The sequence below is a fragment of the Rhodococcus koreensis genome (assembly GCF_900105905.1).
Lineage (GTDB): Bacteria > Actinomycetota > Actinomycetes > Mycobacteriales > Mycobacteriaceae > Rhodococcus_F > Rhodococcus_F koreensis.
Map to the genome: position 1 here is coordinate 887,341 of NZ_FNSV01000005.1, position 26,992 is coordinate 914,332.

General features: G+C 66.2%; 23 protein-coding genes and 4 pseudogenes. 13 read left to right on the top strand and 14 right to left on the bottom strand.

Annotated features, from left to right (window positions below; genetic code table 11):
- Window positions 1-10: 10 nt before the first annotated feature.
- The 3 genes from BLV94_RS08760 (at window position 11) to BLV94_RS08770 (ending at window position 4,403) form a co-directional block, all read left to right on the top strand.
- The gene (locus BLV94_RS08760) at window positions 11-1,507 is read left to right on the top strand and encodes a gamma-aminobutyraldehyde dehydrogenase (protein ID WP_072948729.1); all 1,497 of its coding nucleotides are present in this window, start codon (window positions 11-13) and stop codon (window positions 1,505-1,507) included.
- 72 nt (window positions 1,508-1,579) lie between these two features.
- The gene (locus tag BLV94_RS08765) at window positions 1,580-2,626 is read left to right on the top strand and encodes a proline racemase family protein (protein WP_072948726.1); all 1,047 of its coding nucleotides are present in this window, start codon (window positions 1,580-1,582) and stop codon (window positions 2,624-2,626) included.
- A 241-nt stretch (window positions 2,627-2,867) separates the two neighbouring features.
- Window positions 2,868-4,403: an APC family permease gene (locus BLV94_RS08770; protein ID WP_072948724.1), complete on the top strand. Its 1,536-nt coding sequence runs from the start codon at window positions 2,868-2,870 to the stop codon at window positions 4,401-4,403.
- Between the two features lie 467 nt (window positions 4,404-4,870).
- On the opposite strand, the gene BLV94_RS08775 is transcribed toward BLV94_RS08770, so the two are convergent.
- Window positions 4,871-5,749, bottom strand: coding sequence for a dihydrodipicolinate synthase family protein (locus tag BLV94_RS08775; RefSeq protein ID WP_072948722.1), 879 nt, complete (start codon window positions 5,747-5,749; stop codon window positions 4,871-4,873).
- A gap of 297 nt (window positions 5,750-6,046) precedes the next feature.
- Between BLV94_RS08775 and BLV94_RS08780 the strand changes: the two genes are divergently transcribed.
- Entirely contained in the window at window positions 6,047-6,742 is a 696-nt protein-coding gene (locus BLV94_RS08780; RefSeq protein WP_241031572.1) for a response regulator transcription factor, read from the top strand.
- Between the two features lie 13 nt (window positions 6,743-6,755).
- Here the strand turns inward: BLV94_RS08780 and BLV94_RS08785 are convergent, their stop codons facing one another.
- The 4 genes from BLV94_RS08785 to BLV94_RS52080 form a co-directional block, all read right to left on the bottom strand.
- Entirely contained in the window at window positions 6,756-7,412 is a 657-nt protein-coding gene (locus tag BLV94_RS08785; protein ID WP_208613699.1) for a GntR family transcriptional regulator, read from the bottom strand.
- 85 nt (window positions 7,413-7,497) lie between these two features.
- Window positions 7,498-7,932, bottom strand: coding sequence for a WhiB family transcriptional regulator (locus tag BLV94_RS08790; RefSeq protein ID WP_083395537.1), 435 nt, complete (start codon window positions 7,930-7,932; stop codon window positions 7,498-7,500).
- Window positions 7,919-8,539: a short chain dehydrogenase gene (locus tag BLV94_RS08795; RefSeq protein WP_341866454.1), complete on the bottom strand. Its 621-nt coding sequence runs from the start codon at window positions 8,537-8,539 to the stop codon at window positions 7,919-7,921. Before BLV94_RS08795 ends, BLV94_RS08790 begins: the two co-directional genes overlap by 14 nt.
- A 240-nt stretch (window positions 8,540-8,779) precedes the next feature.
- Window positions 8,780-9,352 carry a hypothetical protein gene (locus BLV94_RS52080; protein ID WP_143051385.1) on the bottom strand — a complete coding sequence of 191 codons (573 nt, stop codon included), beginning with the start codon at window positions 9,350-9,352 and terminating at the stop codon, window positions 8,780-8,782.
- Between the two features lie 207 nt (window positions 9,353-9,559).
- On the opposite strand from BLV94_RS52080, the pseudogene BLV94_RS52085 reads away from it, so the two are divergent.
- Window positions 9,560-9,823: pseudogene (locus BLV94_RS52085) on the top strand (DUF202 domain-containing protein); the annotation flags it as partial.
- Window positions 9,824-10,028: 205 nt separating this feature from the next.
- On the opposite strand, the gene BLV94_RS08815 reads toward BLV94_RS52085, so the two are convergent.
- From BLV94_RS08815 to BLV94_RS08830, 4 genes and pseudogenes are all read right to left on the bottom strand, one after another.
- A complete protein-coding gene (locus tag BLV94_RS08815; RefSeq protein ID WP_072948714.1) occupies window positions 10,029-12,608 on the bottom strand; it encodes an ATP-binding protein in 2,580 nt (859 codons plus the stop codon).
- Window position 12,609: 1 nt separating this feature from the next.
- Window positions 12,610-13,839 carry an integrase catalytic domain-containing protein gene (locus BLV94_RS08820; RefSeq protein WP_174705567.1) on the bottom strand — a complete coding sequence of 410 codons (1,230 nt, stop codon included), beginning with the start codon at window positions 13,837-13,839 and terminating at the stop codon, window positions 12,610-12,612.
- 107 nt (window positions 13,840-13,946) lie between these two features.
- A pseudogene (locus tag BLV94_RS08825) lies at window positions 13,947-14,678 on the bottom strand (serine/threonine-protein kinase); the annotation flags it as partial.
- 216 nt (window positions 14,679-14,894) lie between these two features.
- Window positions 14,895-15,473, bottom strand: coding sequence for a TetR/AcrR family transcriptional regulator (locus BLV94_RS08830; protein ID WP_072948747.1), 579 nt, complete (start codon window positions 15,471-15,473; stop codon window positions 14,895-14,897).
- A gap of 253 nt (window positions 15,474-15,726) precedes the next feature.
- On the opposite strand from BLV94_RS08830, the gene BLV94_RS08835 reads away from it, so the two are divergent.
- From BLV94_RS08835 to BLV94_RS51540, 7 genes are all read left to right on the top strand, one after another.
- Entirely contained in the window at window positions 15,727-16,239 is a 513-nt protein-coding gene (locus tag BLV94_RS08835; protein WP_244163564.1) for a hotdog fold domain-containing protein, read from the top strand.
- Window positions 16,240-16,266: 27 nt separating this feature from the next.
- Window positions 16,267-16,743 (top strand): nitroreductase family deazaflavin-dependent oxidoreductase, encoded by a 477-nt coding sequence (locus BLV94_RS08840; protein ID WP_072948704.1) that lies wholly within the window; start codon window positions 16,267-16,269, stop codon window positions 16,741-16,743.
- Window positions 16,740-17,528 (top strand): crotonase/enoyl-CoA hydratase family protein, encoded by a 789-nt coding sequence (locus BLV94_RS08845; RefSeq protein ID WP_072948702.1) that lies wholly within the window; start codon window positions 16,740-16,742, stop codon window positions 17,526-17,528. The genes BLV94_RS08840 and BLV94_RS08845 overlap by 4 nt, the downstream gene beginning before the upstream one ends.
- A 42-nt stretch (window positions 17,529-17,570) precedes the next feature.
- Window positions 17,571-18,266 carry an alpha/beta fold hydrolase gene (locus tag BLV94_RS08850; protein ID WP_244163565.1) on the top strand — a complete coding sequence of 232 codons (696 nt, stop codon included), beginning with the start codon at window positions 17,571-17,573 and terminating at the stop codon, window positions 18,264-18,266.
- 71 nt (window positions 18,267-18,337) lie between these two features.
- Window positions 18,338-18,529, top strand: coding sequence for a hypothetical protein (locus BLV94_RS50795; RefSeq protein ID WP_244163566.1), 192 nt, complete (start codon window positions 18,338-18,340; stop codon window positions 18,527-18,529).
- On the top strand, window positions 18,526-19,398 hold the full coding sequence (locus BLV94_RS08855; RefSeq protein ID WP_072948701.1) for a metal-dependent hydrolase: 873 nt from the start codon (window positions 18,526-18,528) through the stop codon (window positions 19,396-19,398). The genes BLV94_RS50795 and BLV94_RS08855 overlap by 4 nt, the downstream gene beginning before the upstream one ends.
- A gap of 28 nt (window positions 19,399-19,426) precedes the next feature.
- Window positions 19,427-20,509 (top strand): PDR/VanB family oxidoreductase, encoded by a 1,083-nt coding sequence (locus BLV94_RS51540; RefSeq protein ID WP_072948699.1) that lies wholly within the window; start codon window positions 19,427-19,429, stop codon window positions 20,507-20,509.
- Window positions 20,510-20,835: 326 nt separating this feature from the next.
- Here BLV94_RS51540 and BLV94_RS08865 read toward each other — a convergent pair.
- Window positions 20,836-21,535: pseudogene (locus BLV94_RS08865) on the bottom strand (MFS transporter); the annotation flags it as partial.
- Window positions 21,536-21,856: 321 nt separating this feature from the next.
- Window positions 21,857-22,837, bottom strand: a complete 981-nt coding sequence (gene nrdF, locus BLV94_RS08870) for a class 1b ribonucleoside-diphosphate reductase subunit beta (protein WP_072948697.1) — start codon at window positions 22,835-22,837, stop codon at window positions 21,857-21,859.
- 74 nt (window positions 22,838-22,911) lie between these two features.
- Between nrdF and BLV94_RS08875 the strand changes: the two are divergent.
- Window positions 22,912-23,064 (top strand): annotated as a pseudogene (locus tag BLV94_RS08875) (ParA family protein); the annotation flags it as partial.
- 77 nt (window positions 23,065-23,141) lie between these two features.
- Here the strand turns inward: BLV94_RS08875 and dnaJ are convergent.
- The 3 genes from dnaJ to dnaK all read right to left on the bottom strand — a co-directional run bounded on the left by dnaJ (window position 23,142) and on the right by dnaK (window position 26,958).
- Window positions 23,142-24,359, bottom strand: a complete 1,218-nt coding sequence (gene dnaJ, locus BLV94_RS08880) for a molecular chaperone DnaJ (protein ID WP_072948695.1) — start codon at window positions 24,357-24,359, stop codon at window positions 23,142-23,144.
- 83 nt (window positions 24,360-24,442) lie between these two features.
- Window positions 24,443-25,114, bottom strand: coding sequence for a nucleotide exchange factor GrpE (grpE, locus tag BLV94_RS08885; RefSeq protein WP_072948693.1), 672 nt, complete (start codon window positions 25,112-25,114; stop codon window positions 24,443-24,445).
- The gene (gene dnaK / locus BLV94_RS08890; protein ID WP_072948711.1) at window positions 25,111-26,958 is read right to left on the bottom strand and encodes a molecular chaperone DnaK; all 1,848 of its coding nucleotides are present in this window, start codon (window positions 26,956-26,958) and stop codon (window positions 25,111-25,113) included. The genes grpE and dnaK overlap by 4 nt, the downstream gene beginning before the upstream one ends.
- Between the last annotated feature and the right edge of the window lie 34 nt (window positions 26,959-26,992).

The window sequence follows — 26,992 nt, forward strand, 5'->3', positions numbered from 1 at the left end:
AGGAATCACTGTGGCGCAACATATCTGGGACCGCCCCGCGCAGTACATCGGTGGCCGCTACCGTGACGGCAAGTCCGCCGACACGTTCGACGTACTCGACCCGTCCACCGGTCGGACCGTCGTCACCGGCCCCCTCGCGTCGACCGAGGACGTCGACGACGCCGTCACCGCCGCCGCCGGCGCCCTACCGGACTGGGCCGGCGCCACCCCGGCCCACCGCTCCGAGGTGATGACCCGGTGGGCCCGCGAACTCGAGACGATCGCCGATCAGCTCGCGACCGTCGAGTCGGCGCAGGCCGGTAAACCGATCAAGCTGACCACCGAGTTCGACGTGCCGGGCAGCATCGACAACGTCACCTTCTTCGCCGGCGCGGCACGCAACCTCGAGGGCAAAGCCTCGGGCGAGTACTCGGGCGATCACACCTCGAGCATCCGCCGCGAACCGATCGGCGTCGTCGGATCGATCGCCCCGTGGAACTACCCGCTGCAGATGGCCGCGTGGAAGATCCTGCCCGCGGTGGCCGCCGGAAACACCATCGTCCTCAAACCCGCCGAGATCACCCCGCTGACCTCGTTGCTGTTCGCCGAGGCCGCCACCCGCGCCGGGATTCCGGACGGCGTGATCAACGTGATCACCGGCAAGGGCACCACCGCCGGCAGCGCCCTGGTGACCCACCGCAATGTCAGCATGGTCTCGTTCACCGGCTCCACCCCGGTCGGACACAGCATCGCCGCCGCCGCGGCCGGCAAGCGACTGCACCTGGAACTGGGCGGCAAGGCCCCGTTCGTCGTCTTCGACGACGCCGACCTCGAGGCCGCCATTCAGGGGGCGGTGGCCGCGTCGCTGATCAACACCGGCCAGGACTGCACCGCCGCGACCCGCGCGTACGTGCAGCGTCCGCTGTTCGACCGGTTCGTCGACGGTGTCGCTGCCGTGATGGACACCGTCCGGCTGGGGCCGACCTCCGATCCGGCCACCGATCAGGGGCCGCTGGTCTCGCGCCGCCAGCAGGAGCACGTCGCAGGGTTTGTCGACCGCGCCCGCGCCGGCGGTGCCACGATCGTACGGGGCGGAACAATCCCGGGTGGCGACCTCGCCGACGGCTTCTACTACGAGCCCACCCTGGTCGTCGGCGCCGCGCAGGACAGCGAGATCGTGCAGCAGGAGATCTTCGGCCCGGTCCTGGTCGTGCTCCCCTTCGATCACGACGACGAGGGCATCGCGCTGGCCAACGACACCCCGTTCGGTCTGGCCGCGTCGGCGTGGACCCGGGACCTGTACCGGGCGCAACGCGCCACCCGCGATATCGCCGCCGGGTGCGTGTGGGTCAACGACCACATCCCGATCATCAGCGAGATGCCGCACGGCGGATACAAGCAGTCCGGCTACGGCAAGGACATGTCGACCTACTCGCTCGACGAGTACACCAACATCAAGCATGTGATGTCGGATATCACCGGCGTCGCCCGCAAGGACTGGCACCGGACGATCTTCGGTGACCGGTAAGTCCGTCTGCCCACCGGACACCGAAAGACAACATCAGCGCGCGTCGGTAGCGCCGAAAGAAGAGAGCGAACAATGCGATTCAGCCGCGTACTCAATGTGGTCAACTGCCACGCGGAAGGCGAGGTCGGCAACGTCGTCGTCGGGGGCATCGGCGACGTTCCCGGCCAGACGATGTTCGACAAGCGCGTCTACCTCGAGGAGAACCTCGATCAGATCCGCCAGCTGATCCTGTTCGAGCCCCGCGGTGCGGCGGTGCAGAACGCCAACATCATCCTGCCGTCCAACCACCCCGACGCCCCCCTCGGCTACGTCATCCTCGAGTCGACGGAGTACCCGGCGATGTCCGGGTCGAACACCATGTGCGTGGCAACCGTGCTGCTCGAGACGGGGATGCTGCCGATGACCGAGCCGGTCACCGAGGTGGTCCTCGAGTCCCCGGCCGGCCTGATCAAGGTGCAGTGCGAATGTAAGGACGGCAAGGTCGAAAACGTTCGGCTCACCAACCAGCCGGCCTTCGTCTACCACACCCAGGTGCCCCTCGAAGTCCCCGATCTGGGCAAGCTCACCGTCGACATCGCCTACGGCGGAATGACTTACGTCGTCGTCGACGCCGCCGAAGCAGGTTTCGACCTGGTGCCCTCCGAGGCCCGCGCCCTGTGCGAACTCGGCCAGCGCATCAAGAAGGCCGGCGCCGAACAGTACGAGGTCAAGCACCCCGAAAACCCGGAGATCCCCGGCATCACCCAGACGGTCTTCACCGGGCAGCTGTCCCGACAGACCGACGAGAGCGGCGAGTATCTGACGTCGAAGAACGCCGTCGTCGTCTCCCCCGGCCGGATCGACCGGTCCCCGTGCGGCACCGGCACCTCGGCACGAGTGGCGGTCCTGCACGCCCGCGGCGACCTCGCCGTCGGCGAGCGGTTCGTCCACGAATCGCTGATCGGCACCAAGTTCGACTCCCGCGTGGAGTCCGTGACCACCATCGGCGGGTACGACGCGGTCATCCCCAGCGTCGCCGGACGGGCCTGGATCACCGGCACCACCCAGCTCGGACTCGACCCCAGCGATCCCTTCCCGAACGGATACACCCTGGGCGACACCTGGCTCACTGCGCTCTGAACAAACGAACACAGAACACCGAACGAGACTGCACGCCCCCACATTTGGGAGCGTGCAGTCTCGCTCTCTCGCAGCCCCACCCCTGTCACACAATGTTTACCGCAACGTATTGCCAAAAATGGCCAGTTGAATTAACCTTAATGGCACAGTGACATGCATCACTGAGAGGTCGAGTTGAAGTCGATCCGCACACTGCGTCGATCTTCGATTCACTCGGTCGGTCCCCATCCCCGGAGGAAACATGCTAGAGACGCGCGATACGGGTAACAGCCGCGAAGTCGCCCCCCATGGAGATGACGAGCATCTCCGCGCCCTCGGTTACGAACCGAAGTTCGAGCGCAAGATGAACCTGTGGGCGAACTTCGCCCTCGGCTTCATCTACCTGTCCCCGATGGTCGGCGTGGTCTCGATCTTCGCGCTGGGAATCTCCACTGCCGGACCGCCGGCGGTGTTCTGGATCTTCATCGTCGGCTTCGGACAGCTGCTGGTCGCACTGGTCTTCGGTGAGGTCGTCTCCCAGTTCCCGCTCGCGGGCGGCCTGTATCAATGGGCGCGCCGGCTCTGGAACGGCCAGTACGCCTGGCTGATGTCGTGGGTCTACATCTGCGCCATCACCATCGGCATCACCACCACCGCCATGTTCAGCTCCGACTTCATCGCAAGTTTGCTATTCGGCACCGCGGACGAGCCGTCGGTCTCGGCCACGGGACTGCAGAAACTGATCATCACCCTGTCGGTGCTGACCGTCTGCCTGCTGTTCAACCTGACCGGCACCAAGACCCTCGCCCGGATCTCCGTCGTCGGCCTGACCGCCGAACTCATCGGCGTCGTCGCGATCGGCCTGTACCTGCTCATCTTCCAGCGCAAGCAGCCCTTCTCGGTCTTCTTCGACACCATGGGCGCCGGTGGCGGGCAGAGCTACATCTACGCCTTCATCGGGGCATCACTGGTGGGCCTGTACATGTTCTACGGCTTCGAGGCCTGCGGCGAGGTCGCCGAGGAGACCCCCAACCCGGCCCGCGCCATACCCCGCGCGATGGCGTTGACGGTTCTCGTCGGCGGCGGTGCCGCCCTGCTCGCCTTCTCCGGATTCGTCCTCGCCTGCCCGGATCTGGCAGCCGTCGTGGCCGGGGAGGACGCCAACCCCATCCCGACGATCCTGCAGGGCAGCCTCGGCACGGTCGGTTCCAAGGCGTTCCTCGTCATCGCACTGACCTCCTTCCTCGCCGGTGTCATGGGCCAGCAGACTGCCGTCAGCCGCCTGGTGTACTCATTCGCCCGCGACGACATGTTCCCCGGCAGCCACTTCTTCGCCCGCACTTCGTCGAGCCACATCCCGGTCAACGCCCTGCTGGGCATCAACGTTGCACCGGTGCTGCTCACCGTCTTCGTGTACTTCTTCCCCGACTCCCTGTTCCGGATCGCCGCATTCCAGGTCATCGCCGCCTACTTCGCCTTCCAGATGGTGGTCCTCGCCGCGCTGCGGATGCGATTCAAGGGCTGGAAGCCCGGCGGTCCGTGGACCCTCGGCAAACTCGGCGTCGCCGTCAACATCGCCGCCCTGGTCTACGGCATCATCGCCATGATCATCCTGGCCCGGCCCAGCGGCGACGAGAGCCTCCCGTTCGTCGACCGCTGGATCGCGCTGATCGGGTTCTCCATCATCACCGTCGCCGGGTTCCTCTACCTGGTGATCGCAAAGCCGGGCGCAGACTCCACCGCACCCGAAGGTGATGCCATCGAGGTCGCCGAACGGCTCCGCGCCGGCCGCGCGTGAGACCGGACCGCGACGGCCACTAATCCGAAATCCCGACGGCGGGGGACGAAGTCACGACTTCGTCCCCCGCCGTTCTGCCGTGCATCAGTGCACACCTCTTGACGCACATCCCGGGGGGAGCTGTCGCGAGGCCGCCGCGTCGAGCACCTGCGGCGCGGGCTCGCTCGACGCACATGGCGCACGACCGGTCCCGAGGCAATCGGTGGACGCACCTCGTCATCGACAGCCCCGCCCCGCGCCCGATGATGGAAAAACGCACTCGGTTCCAGTCGGTATGGCAAGTGCGAGACCTGATCGCCGACAGCGTGATCCAGCTACGACGCGGCCCAGAAGGACGCCCTGCATCTGCCGGTCTCGGCGTGGCCGATGCGACCTCCCGAGTCGAAAAAAGCCCGCCCACAACGATGATCGCCGGCCCCGAGACGGGGCCGGCGATCATCGTTGTGGGCGGGACGGTGCGTCCCCGTTTACAGTGCCGCGAGGGCCTTTTCGAGCTCGCGGAGGCGCGGGCCGGCCAGGGCGGCACCGGGCGCCCGCTGCGGGCCGGCGGGGTGTCCGACCAGCTCCATCCCGGCCTTGACGGCCGCGGTGTATCCACCGCTGACGAGGGTGCTCATCACCGGGAACAGCTTGGCCCACAGCTTGCGAGCCAGCTCGAGGTCACTCGCCGCGATGGCGTCGTACACATCGACCAGCTGACGCGGCACCACGTTCGCCGCGCCGATGACCGAACCGGCGGCACCCTCGAGCAGGGCGGCGTAGAAGAGGGTGTCCCAGCCGACGAACACCGAGACCTTGTCACCGAACTCGTGGATGAGCTGCGCCGCGGCGGTGAAGTCACCGCTGGTGTCCTTGACGTACTTGACGTTGGGAACCTCGTCGATCAGGTCACCGAGGATCTGCGGGGTCAGGTTCACGCCGGTCGCGGCCGGCAGGTTGTAGGCCATCACGGGGATCGACACCGATCCGGCGACGTCCTTGTAGTAGCTCTTGACCTCGTCGATGCTGAACGGCTCGTAGTACGGCGCCACCAGCATCAGCGCGGTCGCGCCCGCCTTCTCCGCGTGCTGGGACAGCGCGATCGCCTCGGCGGTGCTGGTAGCCCCGGTGTGCGGTACCACCGGCACCCGTCCTGCGGTCTGCTCGAGCACCACCTCCAGGGCGCATTCGCGTTCGCCGCGGCTCAGGGCGAAGAACTCACCCGTCGACCCCAGCGGAACGAGCCCGTGAATCCCGGATTCGATGGTGCGGTCGACCAACCGGCGCAGACCGGCCTCGTCGATCTGCTGATCCCGGGTGAAGGGAGTGGCGACCGCCGAGTAGACGCCCTTGAGAACTTTTGACATGGATACCTCCTGGGGAGCAAGTGACCCATTAATGGTAAGTGAAACTTGCCAAACACGGCAAGCATGGGATGTAATCGGGGTAACGATGAAGCCGGGAAGTGTCGCCGACGGACTGGCACGTCCCCAGGGCGCCACAGGGCCCCCGATCAATCCGGAGTTCGTAGATGAATGTGACCGCAGGTGGACCTTTCTCACCTTCCTGGGCGGTGCTGTGCCGAGACCTTCTTCGCGAGATGTGTTGCAGCATGCCGCTGCAGATGTCATCGCCGTTGGTGCTTCCCGAAGAGGATCGGATCCGTGACCTGCCTCGCGTCAGATGAGCTCACACAACCCTCGGTACTGCTGGTAGGCCTCGGATCGCCGACCCTGCTGAGCAAGCTCGGCACCCACGGTCTTCGCGTTTCCACCACCGACCAAGGCGACCTGACACCGAGCAGGCTCAACGCACTGCGCCCCGATTTGATCGCCTATTTCCAACGCGAAGGGGCAAAGATCGCGTCCACGGTTCAACGGCAGCGACTCGACGGAGTCGGTGCGGGAATTTGTGTCATCAGCAGCACGGCGTCGAGCGCCGACCGCATCGCCATCCTCGATGCCGGCGCTGACGACCACGTGGTGATGCCCTGCACCGTGCCCGAACTCGCAGCACGGTTCCGCGCCGTCCTTCGTCGTGCGCGCTGGACACCGATCGAGGACCTCGTCTTCCCCGCGATGACCATTAGCCTGACCGGGAGAACGGTGTACTCCCACGGCCAATGGGTCGAGGTGAGCCGACAGGAATTCGATGTCCTGGTCGTCCTCGCCAAGGAGGCCGGGCGCGTCGTTTCCCGCGAAGATCTCCTCCGCACCGTCTGGGCGGTGCCGGTGTCGATGGCAGCACGGTCGAACGTGCTGAACGTGTGTCTCAGTTCGCTACGCGGCAAACTCGAGGCCACCGGAGCCGGACGACTGATCCACACCGTCCGGGGGATCGGTTACGTCTTTCGGGCGTGAGACGGAGCCATCGTCAGGTCGCGGCGCGACGCGCGGCCAGCAGAGCGACCAGCTCTCGCGCACTGCCGATCGTGTGCACCGTGAAGGCGGCACGAATCTGCTCCAGGTCACAGGTCTCGAAAGCCTCGATCAACGCGGCATGCACCGCGTGGGCGCGCGCGGGATCGGCGCGCGTGTACTGGTCGTGCAGCAGCGCAATGGTGATATGCGCTTCCGTGACCGGCCACAGCCGCATCAGCAGGTAGTTTTCCGACGCCGCCCAGATACTTCGATGAAACGCCAGGTGGGCTTCGTGATAGACGAGCGGATCGGGATCGAATGCGCGGGCGTCGAAGTCGCGCCAGGCCTGCAGGACGAGTTCCATCCGATGCCCGGACGCATCGGCCAAGATCGCCGACACCGCCTGCATGTCGAGCGCCATCCGCGTTTCCGCGATATCGAGCAGTGCCGCATCGTCGAGCGACGCCACCCGCAACCCGCGATAGGGCTCCTGGACGAGCAGGCCCTCCTGCGCCAGCTGACCCAGCGCCTCCCGGACGGTCGGACGACTCACGTTCAATTCGGAGGAGAGTCGCGCCTCGGTGAGCTTCTCCCCGGGCTGCAGCGAACCGAGCACGATGGCGCGTTTGATCTGCGCGATCACACCATCGCGACGTGTGGTCGAGGCCACCGGCAGGAGAGCAGCCTCACAGTGTTCCGGCATACAACCTCCTTGCTACCGATGTCCCGGATACAACAATGCCCCGACCGGCCGATCAGAGCGAGACCGGCCGAGAATTCCGCGCCACCGCGAAACGCGCGCGCCGTTCATGGTTGCGTCGTTCCTGAGCGGTCATGCCACCCCAGATACCGTGCCGCTCCTTGCTCATCAACGCGTAATCCGCGCAATGACGCGCCACCGGGCAGGCGTCACACAGCTGCTTCGCGGTTCGTTCACGCCTCAGCCGAACATGCTGCGCTTCACCGTCTCGAGGGTAGAACAACTCGGTATTCGAACCGCGGCACGCCGAGAACTGCTGCCACTCGGCGTTGCCCTGATCCGCTTCGCCGGACACCGGGACCGGCGGGTGTCGGTCGATCGATTGCCCACCGGCTCGCACCGTCCCGCCATGCCCCGCACCCACACTCGAACCGTCCGACCTTTGGCGATACGACGCGACGCGCCGGGTCCGCAGCTCAGTCGAGTTCATAGATGCGCCCCGTATGAACACCTTCCACCGACTTCACGAACGCCCGGGCAACATCTGCGGCCGGCACCGGCGCGAATCCGGGAAAGAAATCGCCATACACGTCGAGGGCTTCTGTGACCACCGTCGGGCTGACCGCGTTGATGCGGATGCCCCGCGGCAGTTCCGTCGCTGCCGCGCGCACAAAGGACTCGAGCCCTCCGTTGACAGTCGATGCTACGGCTCCGGAACGGATGGGCTCGCGGGCGAGAATGCCCGATACCAGCGTGAACGATCCGCCGTCGGCGACGAACGGACGACCGCGCAGCACCAGGTCGATCTGTCCGAGCAACTTGTTCGCGATACCGGCCCGGAAGTGGTCCGTCGTCAGGTCCGTGAACTGCGGAAACGGCGTCGATCCCAACACACTGACCACCGCGTCGACGGTGCCGACCTGACCGAACAGGCGATCAATCGATGCTCCGTCACCGACGTCCACCCGATACTCACTCGTCCGAGAGGCCACCAGCACCTCGTGCTTGCCCCTCAGCGCTTCGACGACGGCCGCGCCGACCTTGCCGGTACCGCCCGCAACGAGAATCCGCATTCCATCTCCCGAATCGAAGTTCATTTCGCCATTAATGGTACTTCAACATGTCCTTTTAGTCTCCGGGTTCCACACGCTCTCTGCGCGCGGAGAAGTCGCCTGGACAAGCGTTCGCGACAACGCGACAGGCCGCGGGCCTCCCTTGCGCCTCGCCACGACTGATCCTGCCTTCACCTGCACGAGATTCTCGGCGGACGTGCTCCTACAGCGAGTATCTTTTGCAGCAGTCACCCCGACAGACCGGCAGAGCCATCCGGCGAATTCTCATCGACGGCTCATGAGAGTCAAGGATGATCTGCGGGGAGCCGGGGCGGGCCCGCCGGTGGCGGGCGACCTCGACCGGGCCGCACCGATGTCGCAGAAGGCGCGTTCGGCGTGCTCGCGGGCAGGGAAATGCTGTGCTCGCGTCGTACATCCGACCGGTTTGCAGGCAGCAATGAAGTTGACCGAGCATGCGGTTGAACAGTGCAGCCGCGTGGCGATCACCACGGTCACGCCGGGCAAGGTAGTGCGCGCGGGCCGGCATTCCCGGCCGGCGGCGACGAATGCCAGACGAACCTGAGAACGGCGAACCGGTTGTTCTTCACGTGGCGGCGAGTGACTGCGATGCTGCGCCCCGATGCACGAGCGACCGGTGCCGACCCGGCATACGCCTTCAGCCCACGTGCGCCGGGCGGAGCGGCCGCGGTCGTCGCCGATCTCGGCCAGCACCCGGGCACCGGTAACATCGGCGAGCCCTGAAAAACTGGTGATGATCGCATGGTCAGGATGCCGCCACAATATTTCGGCCGCAACATCTTTGAGTATCTGCGCGTTTGCACACTCGGCGTCCAGCATCGCGACGAGAGAAAAACGAAACCGGACTATCGGGTCATGACGATGGAGCGGACGGTTCTCGCGTCAATCCGCTCCACAGACACCCCGACCGGGTGTTCTGTGTCGCCACTTGATCAGAGAGGCTTGCTCGTGACGCAACTCCAGAAGCGCTGGCCCAAATGGGTATACGTCCAATCCGCCAAAGAGCCCGAATAACGCTTCAGCTTCGCGAACGAACCTACCTTCCTCGCCTGGCAACGCACTGCCCTCGCCATCGCCGCCGGAGGTGCCAGCCTCGATCGACTGACTTTCGGCCGCCTCGGGTTCCTCGCCTTCGCCATCCTCGCTCTCGCCATCACACTCAGTCTCTGCGCATTCTGCGAGTCTCAGGGCCGCTCCCGACGGCCCCGTCGCGGCCGAGCGACACTGGCATTATCGTCTGCCACGGCACTTCTCGCCGCCGTCGAGGCACTAGCCCTCGCCGCTCACTGAAGAGCGCATGCCTCCAAGCCTTCGGTAAACGTGAAGCGGCACTGACAGTCACAGCAGACCTTGCGCCCCACCCCACACACGTCGAGGGTGATCCTCTCGTCTCGGAGTGGACCGCCCGCGGTCCTCCTGGACAGCAATCCCGTGAAGGCGACCTTGGATCGACTGCCTTCAAGTGTCATCGCTAACCCGGATACGTCGGCTGCGCTCATCGTTGGAGTTGCTCGACGACCCAGGCGGCGACCTGTGCGCGGGAGGTGAACCCGAGTTTGGTCAGGATGTGCTCGACGTGGCCCTGCGCGGTGCGTTCGGAGATCACCAGCTTCGCCGCGATGGCCTTGTTGGTCATGCCTTCGGCGACGAGTTCGGCGACTTGTTCCTCACGCTTGGTCAGTTTCACCGCCGAACCGGCAGCGGGATCGGTTGTGTGCGGGGCACGCTCGTCGAGGGCGTAGGCGACGGCTGCGTCGAAATCCAGGTGGCGTCCTTCGCGACCAGCCGCCTCGAATGCCTTGTCGCCGAGGTCCCGACGTGCCTTCTCCGCGCAGGCGTCGTGATAGACGAGCAGGGTGGGGTAGATGACCGCGACGCTGCCGACGGAGCGCCCCAATTCCTCTGCCGCTCCCATCAGGACTGCCGCCCGCCTCGCGTCGCGGTGCTCCCCGGCGATCCAGGCCAGTGCCTCGAGACAGGATGCGGCGACGCGGGGAAAGTTCGCGCGGGTCAGCTGCAACGCCTGTTCGACGAGCCGCTCCGCACGCGTGGCGTCACCCTGCTGCCACGCGACCACGCCCAGCGCCCACAGCGAGTACGCCCTGTGCAGGGCTTCGCCGCACGCCTCCGTGATCGTGAGCACGCGCTCGTGGCACTCGATTGCCCGCTCCGTCTGGCCGCGCAATTCGTAGGCCATCCCCAGCATGCTCAGAGCACCGGTCTCGAGGGTGCGATCCTCTCGGGTGCCGAATACTGCGAGGGCACGTTCGAAATACGAACACGCGCGAGCGAGGTCACCGCCGAGCAGGGCCAATGTGCCCTCGGCGTAATCGATAAACGCGTGCGTCATCGGGTCGCTCGTGTGCGCGGCGATCGCGCGTCCCTGCGCCATCAGCGCGGCGCCGGCGGGGAGGTCGCCCAGCATCCCAGCCAGCACGCTCGCCGCATACAGCGATTTGATGTGTTCGACGCTCGACGGGCCGGCCCAGGTGGCCAGGAAGCGGTCGAGCCAGCGCCGGCCCTCGCTGTAGAGACCCTGAGAAAGCCAGAACGGGAACAGTGCGGCGGCGACGTGGAGGCCGGCGGCGGGATCGTCGGTGACGCAGAATTCCAGCGCCTCTCGGATGTTCGGTTGCTCCCGTCGCAGGCGTGAAGTCAGCTCGAGCTGGCGTGCGCTGATCCAGTCCACCTCCGCGTCGACCGCCAGTGCCTGGTACCAGTCCCGGTGCCGGCGGCGCAGAGTCACGTTTTCACCGGTCTGTTCGAGTTTCTCGCGGCCGTATTCGCGGACGGTCTCGAGTAGCCGGAACCGCACCACTGTGCCGGCTTCCTGGCGGATCAGGATCGACTTGTCCACCAGCGAGGTCACCGCGTCAAGCAGGTCGGCCGAAGTCAGACCCGCGCCGCAGACCTGTTCTGCCGCATCGAGTTCGAAGCTTCCCGCGAATACCGATACCCGCCCCCACACCAGTTGCTCCCGAACGGTGCACAGCTCGAAGCTCCAGTCGATCGACAACCGCAAGGTCTGCTGCCGCGACGGCGCGCCCCTACTTCCGCGGGTCAGCAGGGCATAGCGGTCGGTGAGGCGCTCGAGGATTTGCTCGGGCGACATCGCCCGCAGCCGGGCCGCCGCCAGCTCGATGGGCAACGGCAACCCGTCCAGCCGGTGGCAGATCCGCGCCACGGCGACCATGTTGTCCTCGGTGATTTCGAAACCCGGGACAGCGGCGGCGGCGCGTTCGGCGAACAGGGTCACCGCGTCATACCGGGGCAGTCCCCGCAGCGAGGGTTCCCGATGACCATCCGGGACCGTCAGCGGGGGCACCCGCAGCACCGCCTCCCCTCCGATGCCGAGGGGTTCGCGGCTGGTGGCGAGGATTCGCAGCCCGGGGCACGCCAGTAGCAGAGCCACGGCCAGCACGGCGACCGCGTCGATGACGTGCTCGCAGTTGTCGAGAACCAGCAGCAGCTCCCGCGCGGCCAGGTACTCCACCAGCACCTCGAGTAGCGGCCGCGCCTGATGATCCCGCAACCCCAGCGCGCCGGCCACCGCATCCACCAGCAGCGACGGGGTACCGAGCTCACCGAGCTCGACCAGCCACACCCCGCCGCCGTAGTCACGTCGTACGTTCGCGGCCACTTGCAGCGCCAGCCGGGTCTTCCCGACACCGCCGATCCCGGTCAACGTCAGCAGCCGGGATCCGGTCAACAGGTTCTTCGCCTCGGTGAGTTCGTGCCGGCGACCGACGAAACTCGTCAACCCCAACGACAAATTCCCCTTCGACGCTCGGGCCGGCACTGGGTGCGCAATCTGAGGACGAAACGTCGCGGATCGTGTCCGCGCCGGTGGCGGCTCCTGGCCTGACGAGGCTGCGCCCGCTTCGGCGTGCAGCGCCATCTCGTCGACCGCAAGCCCGTGATCGTGTTGGATCCGGCGCAGTTGCTCACCGAAATCTGCGGCAGTGGCCGGCCGCTCGCCGGGAGTGCCGGACATCGCGCAGGCGATCGCCGCAGATACGTCTTCAGGGACGCCGTGCTCACGCAGGTCGGGCGCCGGTTGGGCCTGTTGCCTCATGTCAAGATGCCCGCGAAGTCTGATTCGTTGACTCATTTGAGGATGCCCGCGTGACGGGTGCCTTTCGGGCCGGCCCTGCCTTGCTGGTGGTCAGCGTCAGCAGTTCGGTGGTGAGCGCCTGGATCCGGCGCTGGAGGGCGGCGGGGTTCAGCTGGGCGTAGGTGTCGGCAAGGATCTCTTTATCGTGCTTGTCGACCGCTTTGTGGTGTTCAGCACGCCGGTGCGGTGTAGTGGCGACGTCGTATTTCTTGCTGACCTTCGCGCCGTTGCGGACCTTCGAGACGAGTTTCTGTTGTGGGCAGAAATAGTTGGCCAGCTGCGACTGCAACACCCAGATCTTGTTGAGCAACACCAGTTCTGCCTCGGTGTCGTAGCGGTGGTAGCCGACGACGGTGCGCACGATTGCCCAGTTCTTCTGCTCCACGTGGCAGCCGTCGTTGGAGTTGCCGGGTCGCGACCGGGTGAAGGTGATTTCGCGTTTCTCGCACCACGCGAGCAGGTGATGATTGATGAACTCACTGCCGTTGTCGCTGTCCACGCCCAGGATCGGGAACGGCATGATTTTCGCGATCTCGTCCAGTGCGGCGATCACCCATTTGCGGGCCTTGTTGCGCACGGAGCGGTTCTCGGTCCACCCGGTGGCGATGTCGGTCACGGTCAGCGTGTAGGCGTGCTCGCCTTCGGCGTTGCCGCCCTCGTGGCCGACCAGGTCGATCTCGACAAACCCCGGTTTCGCGTCGTCCCAGTCCGCCCAGGTACGGATCGGGATCTGCGACTTGAGCAGCGACCCCGGCTTGGTGTGGCTGCGGCCCCTCAGCTCGTGCTTGCGCCGTTCCGGGGCCAGGCGCCGGTCGATGGTGGCCGCCGACATCGACACCACCAACGCGGCGGTGTCGTCGTCGATGTCCAGTTCGCCGAAGTGGCGCAGCCGCGGCACCAGCTCGCCCAGGATCGGGGCCAGCCGCTTCCCGGCGGGCATCCCCAACACTGCCCAGCAGAAGATCAGCGCGGCAATGATGTTCGGACCGTAAGTCGGTGGTCGCGGCGTCCGCTGCCGCACCACCCGCGGCCGCAGCGCGCCACGCAACGCCTTACGGGCATGATCGCGATGCCAGCCCGTGGTGGCGCACAACTCGTCCAGGATCCTCGCCTTACCGGCCTTGTCCGCCCGCTTGTAGCGGGTCGCGATCGTCTTCGTCACGGCTTTGCGCTCGGCCATCGTCAATCCCATCCTCCGGCGGTAGCGCAACCCCCGCACGCACGCTCGAGCGACACGCCGCACGCGGGCATTCTCGAGTGAGTCAACGAAGGGGGCTACGCGGGCATTTTGGATGAGTCAACGCGTTGGGTGGTGATCCGCAGGAACTGCGCGACAATCTGTTCACCGCTGTGGCGTTCGAACGCCGCATGACCGGTGAGTGCACTGAACATGGTGGCGCCGAGGCCGTAGATGTCCGACGCCGTGGTCGGCGGGTCACCAGTGAGGACCTCCGGCGCGGTGTAGGCCGGGGACCCGGTGACGGTGCCGGTGGCGGTCTCGAAGCCGCCGGCGACGTGCGCGATACCGAAGTCCGTCAGCGCGGGTTCACCGTAGTCGGTGAGCAGGATGTTCGCGGGCTTGATGTCACGGTGCAGGATACCGAGCCGGTGCGCGGTCTCCACCGCGCCGGCGATCTTCACCCCCAACCGCAGCGCGTCACCGAGCGGCAGCGGACCGTCGCGGTGGATACGGGTGTCGAGGGAGTCCTGCCGGTGGTACTGCATCACGAGGTAGGGCAGCCCGTTGTCGGTGGCGCCGACCTGCAACACATTGACGATGTTCGGATGCCCGGTCAGCCGTCCCATCGCCCGCTGCTCCCGGAAGAACCGCTCCCGGTTCTCCTCGTCGAGTTCGACGGTGAGCACCTTCACCGCCACCGTGCGGTCCAGGGCGGCCTGCGTGCAGCGGTAGACCACCCCGAAACCACCGCGCCCGATCTCGTGGGCGTCGTCGAACCCGGCCGCGCTCAGCTCCGCGGCGACCGGGGGATCCGTGGACCGCTGGGTGGCGAGCGGGTCACTGTCGTCCATCGAAACGGCCTACCACGCTGTCGTCTCGCAGTACGTGTGCCCCGAAATACGGGAAGCCCCGCTGCACGTGAGTCATGGGAAGGCGATCGTCGAAATACCACATGCGAAACCTCCCGACACTTCCCCTCAGCATATCGCCGCATGTGGTTGTGTCCGATACCGACGGCCCTGTGACTGATGATGCTTGCGCGGTAGTTGATCTCGCCCGGGCCGCGGCTACGGGCGACTGTCGCCCAGATGAAGGGACACGAGCTCGGCGAGGTGGATGCCGACCTGGTCGAGTGGGCGCACCGACCGCGAGGAGATGGCGAGGATGGCGGCGCCCTCGATTGCGCACACTGCGGTGGTCGCGAGCGACCGGGCGGCAGCCTCATCAACCCCTGTGCGCTCGAGTTGCTCGGCGAGCAGACTCGCCCAGTTATCGAATACCTCGGCGGCAACCGCGGGCGCCAACGGTGCCTCCGGGCCGCCGAGGGCGGCGGCGACGATCGGGCATCCGGCGGTGAAGTCACTGGCCTCCAGCGTGTCCTTCCACATCCGAATGAACGCAATGAGGCTGTCGGCGGGGCTGTCGGACGCGGCGAACTCGGCAATGATCGCACTCATCAGCTGGCCGGCCACCCGGGTGGATTCCTCGATGAGTTCTGCCTTCCCGCGGGGGAAGTTCTGGTAGACGGACCGCCGCGCGGTGTCGCTACGCGCCAGCAGTTCGGTGATTCCGGTGCCGGCGACGCCGCGCTCCCGCACGAGCGCGATCGTGCCGGCGATGAGCCGATCGCGGGGACTCGGTGTCATCGGCATCCCTCCTTGCGTTGAGCGAACAATCCTTGCGGTAGCACGATCATTCTACTATGGTTGCGTGAAACACGTAACTGGGGTTCACACCTACTTCATCGAAGGGTGCACCCGACCACCCCGGCGCCCTGTCGTGCGGCGTCACCAGATGGCCCGGCAGCTCCGACTTCGCGGATCTCGACCCAGCTCGTCCACGGGTCCAGCCACGACATGCCCGACTCGGAACACCGAACAGAGAGAACAGGTTGTCTCAGTGAATAACCCAACGGTGCAGGAATATTCGACTGGTTCGACGAAGAGCACGAGTCTCAGACTATGGAATACGCTGCGGCAGCTGCCCCTGGGCAAACAACTCTTCACCACGGGTGTCTGCTTCAAGGCCCCCTACTTCGGGACCATTCATCCCGAAATCACGATCCTCGAGCCGGCGCGCTGCGAAGTGCGGGCCCCGAACCGCCGCGGCTCACGCAACCATCTCGGAACATTCCATGCCATCGCTTCGTGCAACATGGCCGAACTGGCGGCGGGCATGATGACCGACGTCACCGTTCCGGTCACGCACCGATGGATCCCCGTGGGCATGACCGTCGAGTACCTCGCGAAAGCGGCCACCGACATGCGCACCGTCGCGGCGATAGATGCGATTCCCGCATTCGGTGACGATCCGGTCGACCTGGAAGTCCCGGTCGAGGTACTCACGACCGACGGCACGGTCGCCGTACGCGCCCGCATCACCATGCGCGTCGCCCGCAAGAAACACGACTGACTCCCGAAACGTCGAGAGGAAGACTCGATGACGCAGACCCCAGAGAAGCGGTCCCGCCGCAAGTTCCGTATCGAGCGCCTGATGGGACGCTACGTCGCCAATCCCACCGTGCGAGCGCTCAATCGCATCGGGATCGGCACCACACTCGCCACGGAACTCGAAACGATCGGACGCAAGACCGGCCGATACCGTCGTGTCCCGGTCGCCGCAACCTTCGACGACACCGGGGCCTGGTTGATCTCGCAACACGGCACGCGATCCGGATGGACGGCGAACATCACCGCCGACCCACGGGTGCGGATCCGGCACGGCGCCCACTGGCGCACCGGAACCGCGCGATTGGAACCCGGCGACGATGTCGACGCCCGCACACGCACCTTCACATCCCATCCCGACTTCGCCGCGATGACCGCCGCTACCTTCCGCGCACTACAGAGTGCACCGATTTCCGTCCGAATCACGTTCACCCGCAACCTCGCCGACCCACCACAAGGATCCCGATGACCGACACCGCTCAACCCGACACGATCACGCTCGAACGCGACGGACACGTCCTGCTGATCGGCTTGAACCGACCCCACAAACGCAACGCGTTCAACCTCGCTATGCTCGGCGATCTGTCCCGTGCGTATGCCCTGCTCGAATCCGACCCCGAACTGCGCTGCGGCGTCCTGTTCGCCCACGGCGAGCACTTCACCGGCGGACTCGACCTCGTCGACGTCGCCCCAGCGATCGCGGCCGGTGAAACTCCGTACCCCGCCGATGGGCGCGACCCCTGGCGACTGGACGGCGACTGGACGACACCGCTCGTCGCCGCAGCCCACGGCTGGGTCATGACGCTGGGCATCGAACTGCTGCTCGCCGCCGACATCCGCGTCGCTGCGGCCGGCACCCGGTTCAGCCAACTCGAGGTCCGCCGCGGCATCTACCCGTTCGGCGGCGCCACGCTGCGCTTCCCCCGGGAAACCGGCTGGGGCAACGCCATGCGCTGGATGCTCACCGGCGACGAATTCGACGCCACCGAAGCCCACCGCATCGGCCTCGTCCAGGAGATCGCCGACAACCCCGTCGAACGGGCACGCCACATCGCGCACACCATCGCCGACAAGGCCGCGCCTCTCGGAGTGGACGCCGTCCTCGCCAGCGCGCACCGCGCCCGCCGGCTCGGCGACGACGCCGCAATCTCCCAACTCGGATCCGACGTCGCCCGCCTGTTCGGTTCCGCCGACGGCGCCGAGGGCATCCAATCGTTGATCGAGCGACGCGACGCCGTCTTCACCGGACGCTGACCATACGGGGTCACCCGCCGACACATCCACGAAGGACTTCGCATGACACCAAGGAATCGATCGACGCATCGCACCGTGAACCCCGACGGTATTGGCGAGGGCGTCGTGACGACGCGGCTCGTTCACGCCTCGGACGGGGTGCCGCTGGCGGTACACGAACGCGGGAACCCCCACGCGCCGACGGTGATGTGTGTGCACGGGTTTCCCGATGATCACCGGGTCTGGGACGGGGTGGCGGACGAACTCGCGTCAACGGTGCGTGTGGTGACATTCGACGTACGGGGGTCGGGAGCGTCGGGGCACCCGAGACGAATCCGGGACTACCGCCTCGACCAGCTGGCAGACGACATCGGCCGGGTCATCGACGCGGTCTCGCCGGGGCGGCCGGTGCATCTCGTCGGGCACGACTGGGGCTCGGTCCAGGCGTGGCATGCCGCCACCGATCCGGCGCAACCGCATCGCATCGCGTCGCTGACCTCGATCTCCGGGCCGTGTCTCGATCACGTGCCCTACTGGATCCGGTCCCGGCTTGCCGCGGGCCCCCGAGGATGGAAAGACCTTCTGGGGCAGTGGAAGTCGCCGCTGTACATGGGGTTCCTCCAGATCCCCTGGGTCGCCCCGCTGGCGTGCCGGCTGGGACTGGTCGACGCCGCGATCGCGCTGGCCGGACACTTCGAAACCGGGGCCCCCCCGCAGGCCTGCCGGCGCACAGCGCCCGCGACAACCGCGGCGCGCTGAGGATCTACACCGCGAACCTGCTCCCGCGCCTGCTCCGCCCGCAGCAACGCACCACCGAGGTGCCCGTTCAGGTGCTCGCTCCGCGCCGGGACATCTTCATCACTCCCGCGAGCCAGGTCGACATCGGTCGCTGGGCAATCAATTCACGGGTCCATTCCGTCGACGGCGGGCACTGGGTACCCCTGTTCAACCCGACTGCGGTCGCCGACCACGTGCGGTCCTTCGTCTCAGAAGACGCCAACTCGATCAGAGAAGCACGATGACCACCCAACCCGAGGCCGACAAGGTCGCCCTCACCGCCCGGAACGTGTCCTGGGACTGGACCGGGCTGCCGATGCACTACTTCGACGCCAACCCGTTCGCAACGCATTTGGCGAACGGGATGAACATGCTCCTGCCCGAGGGAGAAGTGTTCTTCGTCGAGGTCTTCCAGAAAGCGCTGCCGCTGATCAAGGACGACGCCGTCCGTGCGGACGTGATCGGGTTCATCGGCCAGGAGGCCACCCACTCGTCGTCGCACCAATCACTGCTCGAGCATCTGAAGGCGCAAGGACTCGACACCGATCCGTACGTCGCGCAGATCCAATGGATGTTCCGCCGTCTGCTCGGCGACCGCGAATTGACCGGCCGCAAAGCCCATTCCTGGCTGCTCGAGCGGGTCGCCGTCGTGGCCGCCCTCGAACACTTCACCTCCTATCTCGGGGACTGGGGGCTCAACGCGCGCGCCTGGGACGATGCCCTCGACCCGCAGGTGCTCGACCTGTTCCGCTGGCACCTGGCCGAGGAGGTCGAACACCGGCACGTGGCGTTCGACCTGTTCACCCACCTCGACGGCCGCTACCCGCGCAGGGTGCGCGCATGGCTGATCGCCGCCCCGTTTCTGGTGATCCTGTGGGCCCGCGGAATCCGCTACCTGATGTCCGTCGATCCCGAACTCGGCGAGGCCGACCGCCGCATCCGGTTTCGTGTTGCTCGGCGGACCTGGCGGAAAGGTCTGTTTCCCAGCCCGTGGAGCCTGGCACGGATGTTCCTCGAGTACTTCCGACCTCGCTACCACCCCTCCCGGTACGGCTCGACCAGCCAGGCAGTCGCCTATCTCGCCTCCTCACCGGCGGCTCGTGCCGCCGCCTGAGCACCATCGTCCGATCTGGAGTCCGCTCATGACCCGATTCAGTCCCCCACCCGTCCCCCCGTCGCTGCGCCGGCCGAGCCAACCCGACCGGCTGATGTCCGGCCTACAGTTCGTGGTCCGTGGATACGCCGCCGTGACCAGCCGGGTGCGGATCATCGAACCTACACCGGTCGATCGGGTACTGCGCCTCGTCGTGGCCGACACGCGCCTCGAGGCCGACGGGGTGCTCAGTCTGCGACTGAAATCCGCGGACCGCTCCGCCCTACCGCAGTGGCACCCGGGCGCCCACATCGACCTGACACTGCCCTCAGGGAAGGCCCGTCAGTACTCGCTGTGCGGCGATCCCACCGATCGGCGAAGCTACCGGATCGCGATCCGGCGCATCCCCGACGGCGGCGGCGCATCGATCGAGATCCACGACCGACTGCCCGTCGGCAGTCGAGTCACCGCGGCTGGTCCCCGCAACGCCTTCCCCTTCGCCTATCCGCACCTCGCACGGGCCGACCTCTCCCGGGTCGTGTTCGTCGCCGCAGGCATCGGGATCACCGCGATCCTGCCCATGGTGCGCGCGGCGTCCGCAGCGGGTGTCGATTGGCACCTGACCTACCTAGGCCGTGACACCGCGACCATGGCCTTTCTCGACGAGATCGGCGAACTCGACTCCGATCGGGTCCGGATCCTCACCGGTCCACGCCGCACGGCCGCCGAGCTGCTCGCACACGCCGGTCCCCGAACGTCGGTCTATTTCTGCGGACCGCCCGGACTCCTTACCGATATCCGCACCGCATTCGACCACACCGGTGCCGCCGGTCTGCCTTTCGAAAGATTCAGCCCCGAACCGGTCGTCGGTGGTCGGCGGTTCGAGATTCTCCTGGCCCGCGCCACAGAATTCGTCCACGTCCCCGCGGATACATCGGCCCTCGCCGCCGTCCAAGAATTACAGCCCGACGTGCCGTACTCGTGCCGGCAAGGATTCTGCGGCACATGCCGAGTGCGGGTCGTCTCCGGTGACGTCGACCGCCGCGGACGATCGGCGTTCCTCGATGAACCAGACACCATGCTGCTCTGCACCGACCGCGCGAACTCCACCCCACTCACCATCGACCTGTGACCGTTCACTTTCCAGCACACCAGAAGGGTCATCCGTGGCCGCTACCGATTCCGGAGTGAACCCGACCCGGAGCACCGCGACACCCTGATGACGGCTCCTCACGGCACACAGCATTTCAGCCAAGGCAGCGCCGACCCCGACCATGGGATCGAGTGTCTCGGTCATGATCTCGCCCTCCCCGCCAAGCGGAGTTCGGCAGGGAAACGCCAGACTCAGATCAACCGATTCTCGGTTGATCTGAGCCTCGGGGGCCACATACCCCTACGTCCGCAAGTGCGAGCGGCGGTAGGGGTCTCGGCACCTGTCCGTTCGGGCGCTCTTTCCGGTCAGGCTATGCGCGCGTGAGGATCGGGTACGCCGCGATCAGCACTAGCGCGCGGCGCGTGCGAGTGCCTTGCTCGATCTGGATTCGCCAAGAGAATCGCGAGCAAGGCACAAACCGCGGCGATTACACCGAGGACTTGAAAGGACGTCGCGTAACCGGCTGCCGGTGTGCTCGCGGCGTCGACGATGAGTCCGGTGCCATAGGGGGCGATGAGTCCACCGATCGCCATGAGCGCCAAAAACACTCCTAGAGTTCCTGCGGTTTGGTGCGATGGGCAGATTTTCCGCGATCGCAGCGTTGAGCATGGTGAACACCGGCGATGCGAAGCCGTAGCCGAGCGAGACTACAAGGACTGCCAGGGCCGGGGAAGTGATGGCTGGCAGGACGAGAAGAAAGGCACCACAGACCAACACACCGATGGCGGGGAGCACGATCCGAATCCTGCGACTCGACACTCCTCGAGTTATCAGACGGTCGCCGATCGTCGACGTCAGCAGCATGAGGATCAACCCCGTGATGCTGGGGAAAGCGAACATGGATCCAGCCTGCAGACGACTGTAACCGAGGCCGACCTCGAAGTAGGACGGCAACCAAGCGAGGATGACGGACGACATGGCGTACACACTCATCACCAGGAATACGCCGGTGACGAAGGTACGGGTGGTGAAGATCCGAATCCACGGGATAGTCGGCTCAGTAGCCGAAGATCGAACCACCGTCCGGGGACTACTCCACCCCTTTTTCTCGCAGTGGCAGGGCCCCCACATCACCCATGGACGGCGTCGACAGGATCCGAGCGAGCTCCGGATCGGCGTACACCTCCGCCGTATGGCGCCACGCCTCGATCGTGGGGCGCGCCCTTCTTCTCCGAACCGGTGTCGCCTACGATCAACGCCCCAGCGCGGTCACCGAGACAGTCGACCACGTAATCGCGGACATCGTCACGGATCGGCCGAGCCGCTTCTCCTCGGGATTGGTCCCATCCCAAGCGATCTCCGACCGTGACGAGGCAACCACACGGGTCAGAAGTCCCAGTCTGCGTCCTCGGTGTGCTGGTGCTTGCCAATCACGTACGAGCTGCCGGCACCGGAGAAGAACTCGTGCGTCTCCCCGCCGCCGGGGTCCAGGGCAGCGAGGATCGCTGGATTCACCTGGCACTCGTCGTCCCGGAACGCGGGGTGGTAGCCGAGGTTCGCCAGCGCCCTGTTCGCATTGAACCGCATGAACGGCAGCACGTCCTCGGTCCAGCCGACCTCGTCGTACAGATCCCGCGCATACCCGACCTCGTTTTCGTACAGGGCGTGCAGCAGCTCGTGGGTGTAGTTGTGGTGGGCGGCCCGCAGGCCGACGGGCATCCGCTCGAGCACGCGCCGACACTTGTAGCCAATGTAGAACCCGTGCACCGCCTCGTCGCGGATGATCAGTCGGATCAGGTCGGCGGTGTTGGTGAGCTTGCCCCGTGAGTTCCAGTACAGAGGCAGGTAGAACCCCGAGTAGAACAGGAACGATTCGAGCATCACCGAGGCCGCCTTGCGTGCGAGCGCGTCGTCGCCGCGGTAGTAGTCGAGGACGATCTGGGCCTTGCGTTGCAGGTGAGCGTTCTCCTCCGACCAGGTGAACGCCTCGTCGATCTGCCGTGTCGAGCACAGGGTGGAGAAGATCGAACTGTAGCTCTTGGCGTGCACCGACTCCATGAAGGCCATGTTGGTCAGCACCGACCGCTCGTGCGGGGTGACGGCGTCGGCGATCATGGCGACTGCCCCCACGGTGGCCTGGGCAGTGTCGAGCAGCGTCAGCCCTGTAAACACCCGGACGGTCATCTGCCGCTCGGCCGGGGTCAACGTCTGCCAGGAGCGAAGATCGTTGGACAGCGGCACTTTCTCCGGGAGCCAGAAGTTGCGGGTCAGCCGATCCCACACGGCGGCGTCCGTCGCATCGGGCACCCGGTTCCAGTCGATCGCGTGGACGCGGTCGAGGCGCCGACCTTCGTTTCGTGATGTCACTGCGGATGCGCCTCCTCGACGGGCGCGTGGTCGTGACGACACTTCATTGTCCCACCGCAGAATTGTCCACCGCACACGTCACCGTGCCGATGGAAACCGAACCGCTCGCGCTCGACCCGACCGCCCACACGATCCGAAAGGTGCTCGAGCCTGCGGCATTCCGTAACACCGTGGTGATCGACAACTGGGATCCGCGGGACGGCAAGCTCGACCTCAGGGAGACCAGGACTTCGTAGTCCCCCATCCCGAAGAACGGCTCCGACCGGACTGCCCGAGGCGATCACGCCGACCTCTTTTCTCGGCATTATCTTTTTCCGGCCCATCCGGCGCGGGGGTCGAATCCGCTTGTTTCCTCTGCCCGGGCGTACGCACGCAGCGCCTCGGCAGCCTCGTGGTCAAGTTCGGGCGGGACCGCGACCTCTACGGTTACCAGCAGATCGCCGACCGCGGCGCCGCGGTGGGCCACCCCGCGTCCGCGCAGCCGGAAATTTTTCCCGGACTGGGCGCCTGGCGGGATCTTCACACTGACCTGGCCATCGAGGGTGGGCACGGACAGCACTGTCCCCAAGGCAAGTTCGGCGAAGGACACGGGAACGGTGACGGTGAGATCATCGCCGCTGCGGGCGAACACCGGGTCCGGGTCCACCCGCACGGTGACATACAGGTCCCCCGACGGTGCCCCGGCGAGACCGGGTTCACCCTGCGCGGGTAGCCGGACGCGTTGCCCGTCGCTCACTCCGGGCGGGACATGGACTGAGATGGTGCGGGTGCGGTCCCCGATCCCGGCGCCCTGGCAGTCCGGGCAGGGGGTGTCGACGATCGATCCCGTGCCCCGGCAATCGTCGCAGGGTTCGCCGAACCCGAGGCCGCCCTGATTCCGGTTGCGCGTCCCGACGCCGTGGCAGTGTGGGCAGGTCCGTTGCCGGGTTCCCGGTCGTGCGCCGGAGCCGTGACAGCTGGTGCACACCATCGGCCCACTCACCCTCAGCGGCAACACCATCCCGGCGACCGCCTCCCGGAAGGACAGCCGGGTCTCGGTCTCGACGTCCCTGCCCCGCCTCGGCCGGGCCGACGCCGCTCGGGTTCCGGCGCGCCGGAACAGGTCTCCGAGCACATCACCCACCCCGCCCAGAGGATCGCCCACGGTGAAGGGTGAATGGCTCCCGAACAGGTCCCCGAAGTCGAAGCCGCCCGACCCGGCGCGCGCGGCGGTGGTGGTGGTGGTGGTGGTGGTGGTGGTGGTGCCAGCTTCAGGACGAAAACCCTTCCTCGCGAACGCCCCGGATCGGAACAGCCGGCGCGTGCGATCGTAGTCCTTGCGTTTGGCAGGGTCAGATAGCACCGCGTACGCCTCGCTGACGGCCTTGAACCGTTCCCCTACCTGGGTGTTGTGCGGGTTTGCGTCCGGATGCAGCTCCCGAGCCAATGTGCGGTATGCCTTCTTGATTTCCTCGGCCGACGCCGTTGAAGGGACACCCAGAGCGGCGTAGAAGTCGCGGTCGAGCCATTCCCGCTGCGTCACCGAGAATCCTCCTTTCCCTCTGGCCGGTAGCTGGAAAAGGGCTACGCGCCAAGAACGGCGTTGACGGGTTCGTGGGCGGCGTCTCAGGAATCGTCGCCCGATGTTGTGCCCGTGACGTCCCCTGGCCGAGCGGGTCCCTCGACCACGGTGACTGTCGCGGTCCGCAGCACCTTGCCGCCACCGAATGTGTAGCCGCGTCGCAGCACCCTGCCCACGACGGGATCGCCCCCAGCGCCTTCGTGCTGGACTGCTTCGTGCAGGGTGGGATCGAAGCGGTCGCCCTCTTCACCGAATGCGGCCACCCCCAGGCCGCTCAGGATCGCACCGAGTTCGGCCGCGATCGCAGCCAGTGGTCCGGATTCGAGGTCGCCGTGCTCGCGGGCTCGGTCGAGATCGTCGAGGATCCCGAGAAACTTCGCCGCCACCGATGCCATCGCGGCCGCGACCGCCAGGTGCCGGTCGCGTTCTATTCGGCGCCGGTAGTTGGTGTACTCGGCTTGCACCCGCTGCAGATCGGCGGTCAACTCCGCCACTCGATCAGGGTGTTCGCCCGCCTCCCGATCAGTCCGGTACCCAGGGTGCATCTCGGCGTCCGGCGTGGTCGGGTCGGGTTCCCGTTGTGGGGTCGGGGTGACGGGCTCGCTCGGGGTGTGCTCGCGTACCCGGCCGGTGTCCGGATCGCCACGGCGTTTGTCGGTGATCGCGATCGGTTCCCGCGGCGGCTTGTCGCCGTTGCGCCGCTCGCTGCTGGTCATCGGGTGTCCTCCCGTCCAGGTTCGTCCACCACCTCAGCGTCGAAGACTTCACCGGCCCCTTCCGAGGCGCCGTTCCCTCCGCCGGCGGCGGCCGAGTCCTTCGCCTGTGCGTCGTAGATCGCCTGGCCCAGGGATTGCGAGTCGGTGGTCAGTTTTTCGATGGCATCTTTGATGGCCGCGACGTCGCTGCCTTTCAACTTCTCTTGGGCATTCGTGATCGACGCCTCGACCTTTTCCTTGACGTCGGCGGGCACCTTGTCCTCGTTGTCCTTGATGAACTTCTCGGTCTGATACACCAGCGACTCGGCCTGGTTGCGCACCTCCGCCTCCTCTCTGCGTTGAGCGTCCTCCGCGGCATGTGCCTCGGCGTCCTTGATCATCCGGTCGATCTCCTCCTTGGACAGGCCCGAGCCCTCCTGGATCTTGATCGTGTTCTCCTTACCGGTGCCCTTGTCCTTCGCGGTCACATGCACGATGCCGTTGGCGTCGATGTCGAAGGTGACCTCGATCTGCGGCACGCCACGCGGTGCCGGCGGAATCCCCGCCAGCTCGAACGAGCCGAGCAGCTTGTTGTGCGAGGCGATCTCGCGCTCACCCTGGAACACCTGAATCTGCACCGAGGGCTGGTTGTCGTCAGCGGTGGTGAAGGTCTCGGAACGCTTGGTCGGGATGGTGGTATTGCGCTCGATGAGCTTGGTCATCACGCCACCCTTGGTCTCGATGCCGAGCGAGAGCGGGGTGACATCGAGGAGCAGCACGTCCTTGACCTCGCCCTTGAGCACGCCGGCCTGCAGGGCGGCGCCGACGGCGACGACCTCGTCCGGGTTGACGCCCTTGTTCGGTTCCTTCCCGCCAGTCAACTCGCGCACCAGATTCGTCACAGCGGGCATGCGGGTGGAACCGCCGACGAGCACGACGTGGTCGATGTCCTTGACCAAGATCTTCGCGTCCTTGATCACCGATTGGAACGGAGCCCGGGTGCGGTCGAGGAGATCGGACGTAATCTTCTCGAACTCGCTGCGCGAGAGCTGCTCGTCGAGGAACAGCGGGTTCTTGTCCGCGTCGACGGTGATGTAGGGCAGGTTGATCGATGTGCTCTGCGAGGAGCTCAGTTCGATCTTGGCCTTCTCCGCGGCCTCCCGCAGTCGCTGCATCGCCATCTTGTCCTTGGTCAGATCGAATCCGCTGCTCGCCTTGAATTTCTCGGACAGCCACTTCACGATCCGGTCGTCCCAGTCGTCACCACCGAGGTGGTTGTCCCCCGAGGTGGCCCGGACCTCGACGACGCCCTCGCCGATCTCGAGCAGCGAGACGTCGAAGGTGCCGCCACCGAGGTCGAAGACCAGGATGGTCTGTTCCTTCTCGCCCTTGTCCAGCCCGTAGGCCAGGGCGGCCGCGGTGGGCTCGTTGACGATGCGCAGGACGTTGAGGCCGGCGATCTGGCCGGCCTCCTTGGTGGCCTGACGCTGGGCGTCCTCGAAGTACGCGGGGACGGTGATCACGGCGTCGGTGATGTCCTCACCCAGATACGATTCCGCGTCCCGCTTCAGTTTCATCAGCACTCGGGCGCTGATCTCCTGCGCGGTGTAGTTCTTGTCGTCGATTGCCACGTGCCAGTCGGTGCCGATCTCCCGTTTCACCGAGCGCACCGTCCGGTCCACATTGGTGACTGCCTGGTTCTTGGCTGGCTGGCCGACCAGCACCTCACCGTTCTTCGCGAACGCCACGACCGACGGTGTCGTGCGCGAACCCTCCGAGTTGGCGACCACCACCGGGTCGCCACCTTCGAGTACACACACCACCGAGTTTGTGGTCCCCAAATCGATTCCCACCGCGCGAGCCATGACCGCCTCCAGCACCACACCTGGCGGGCGTGGT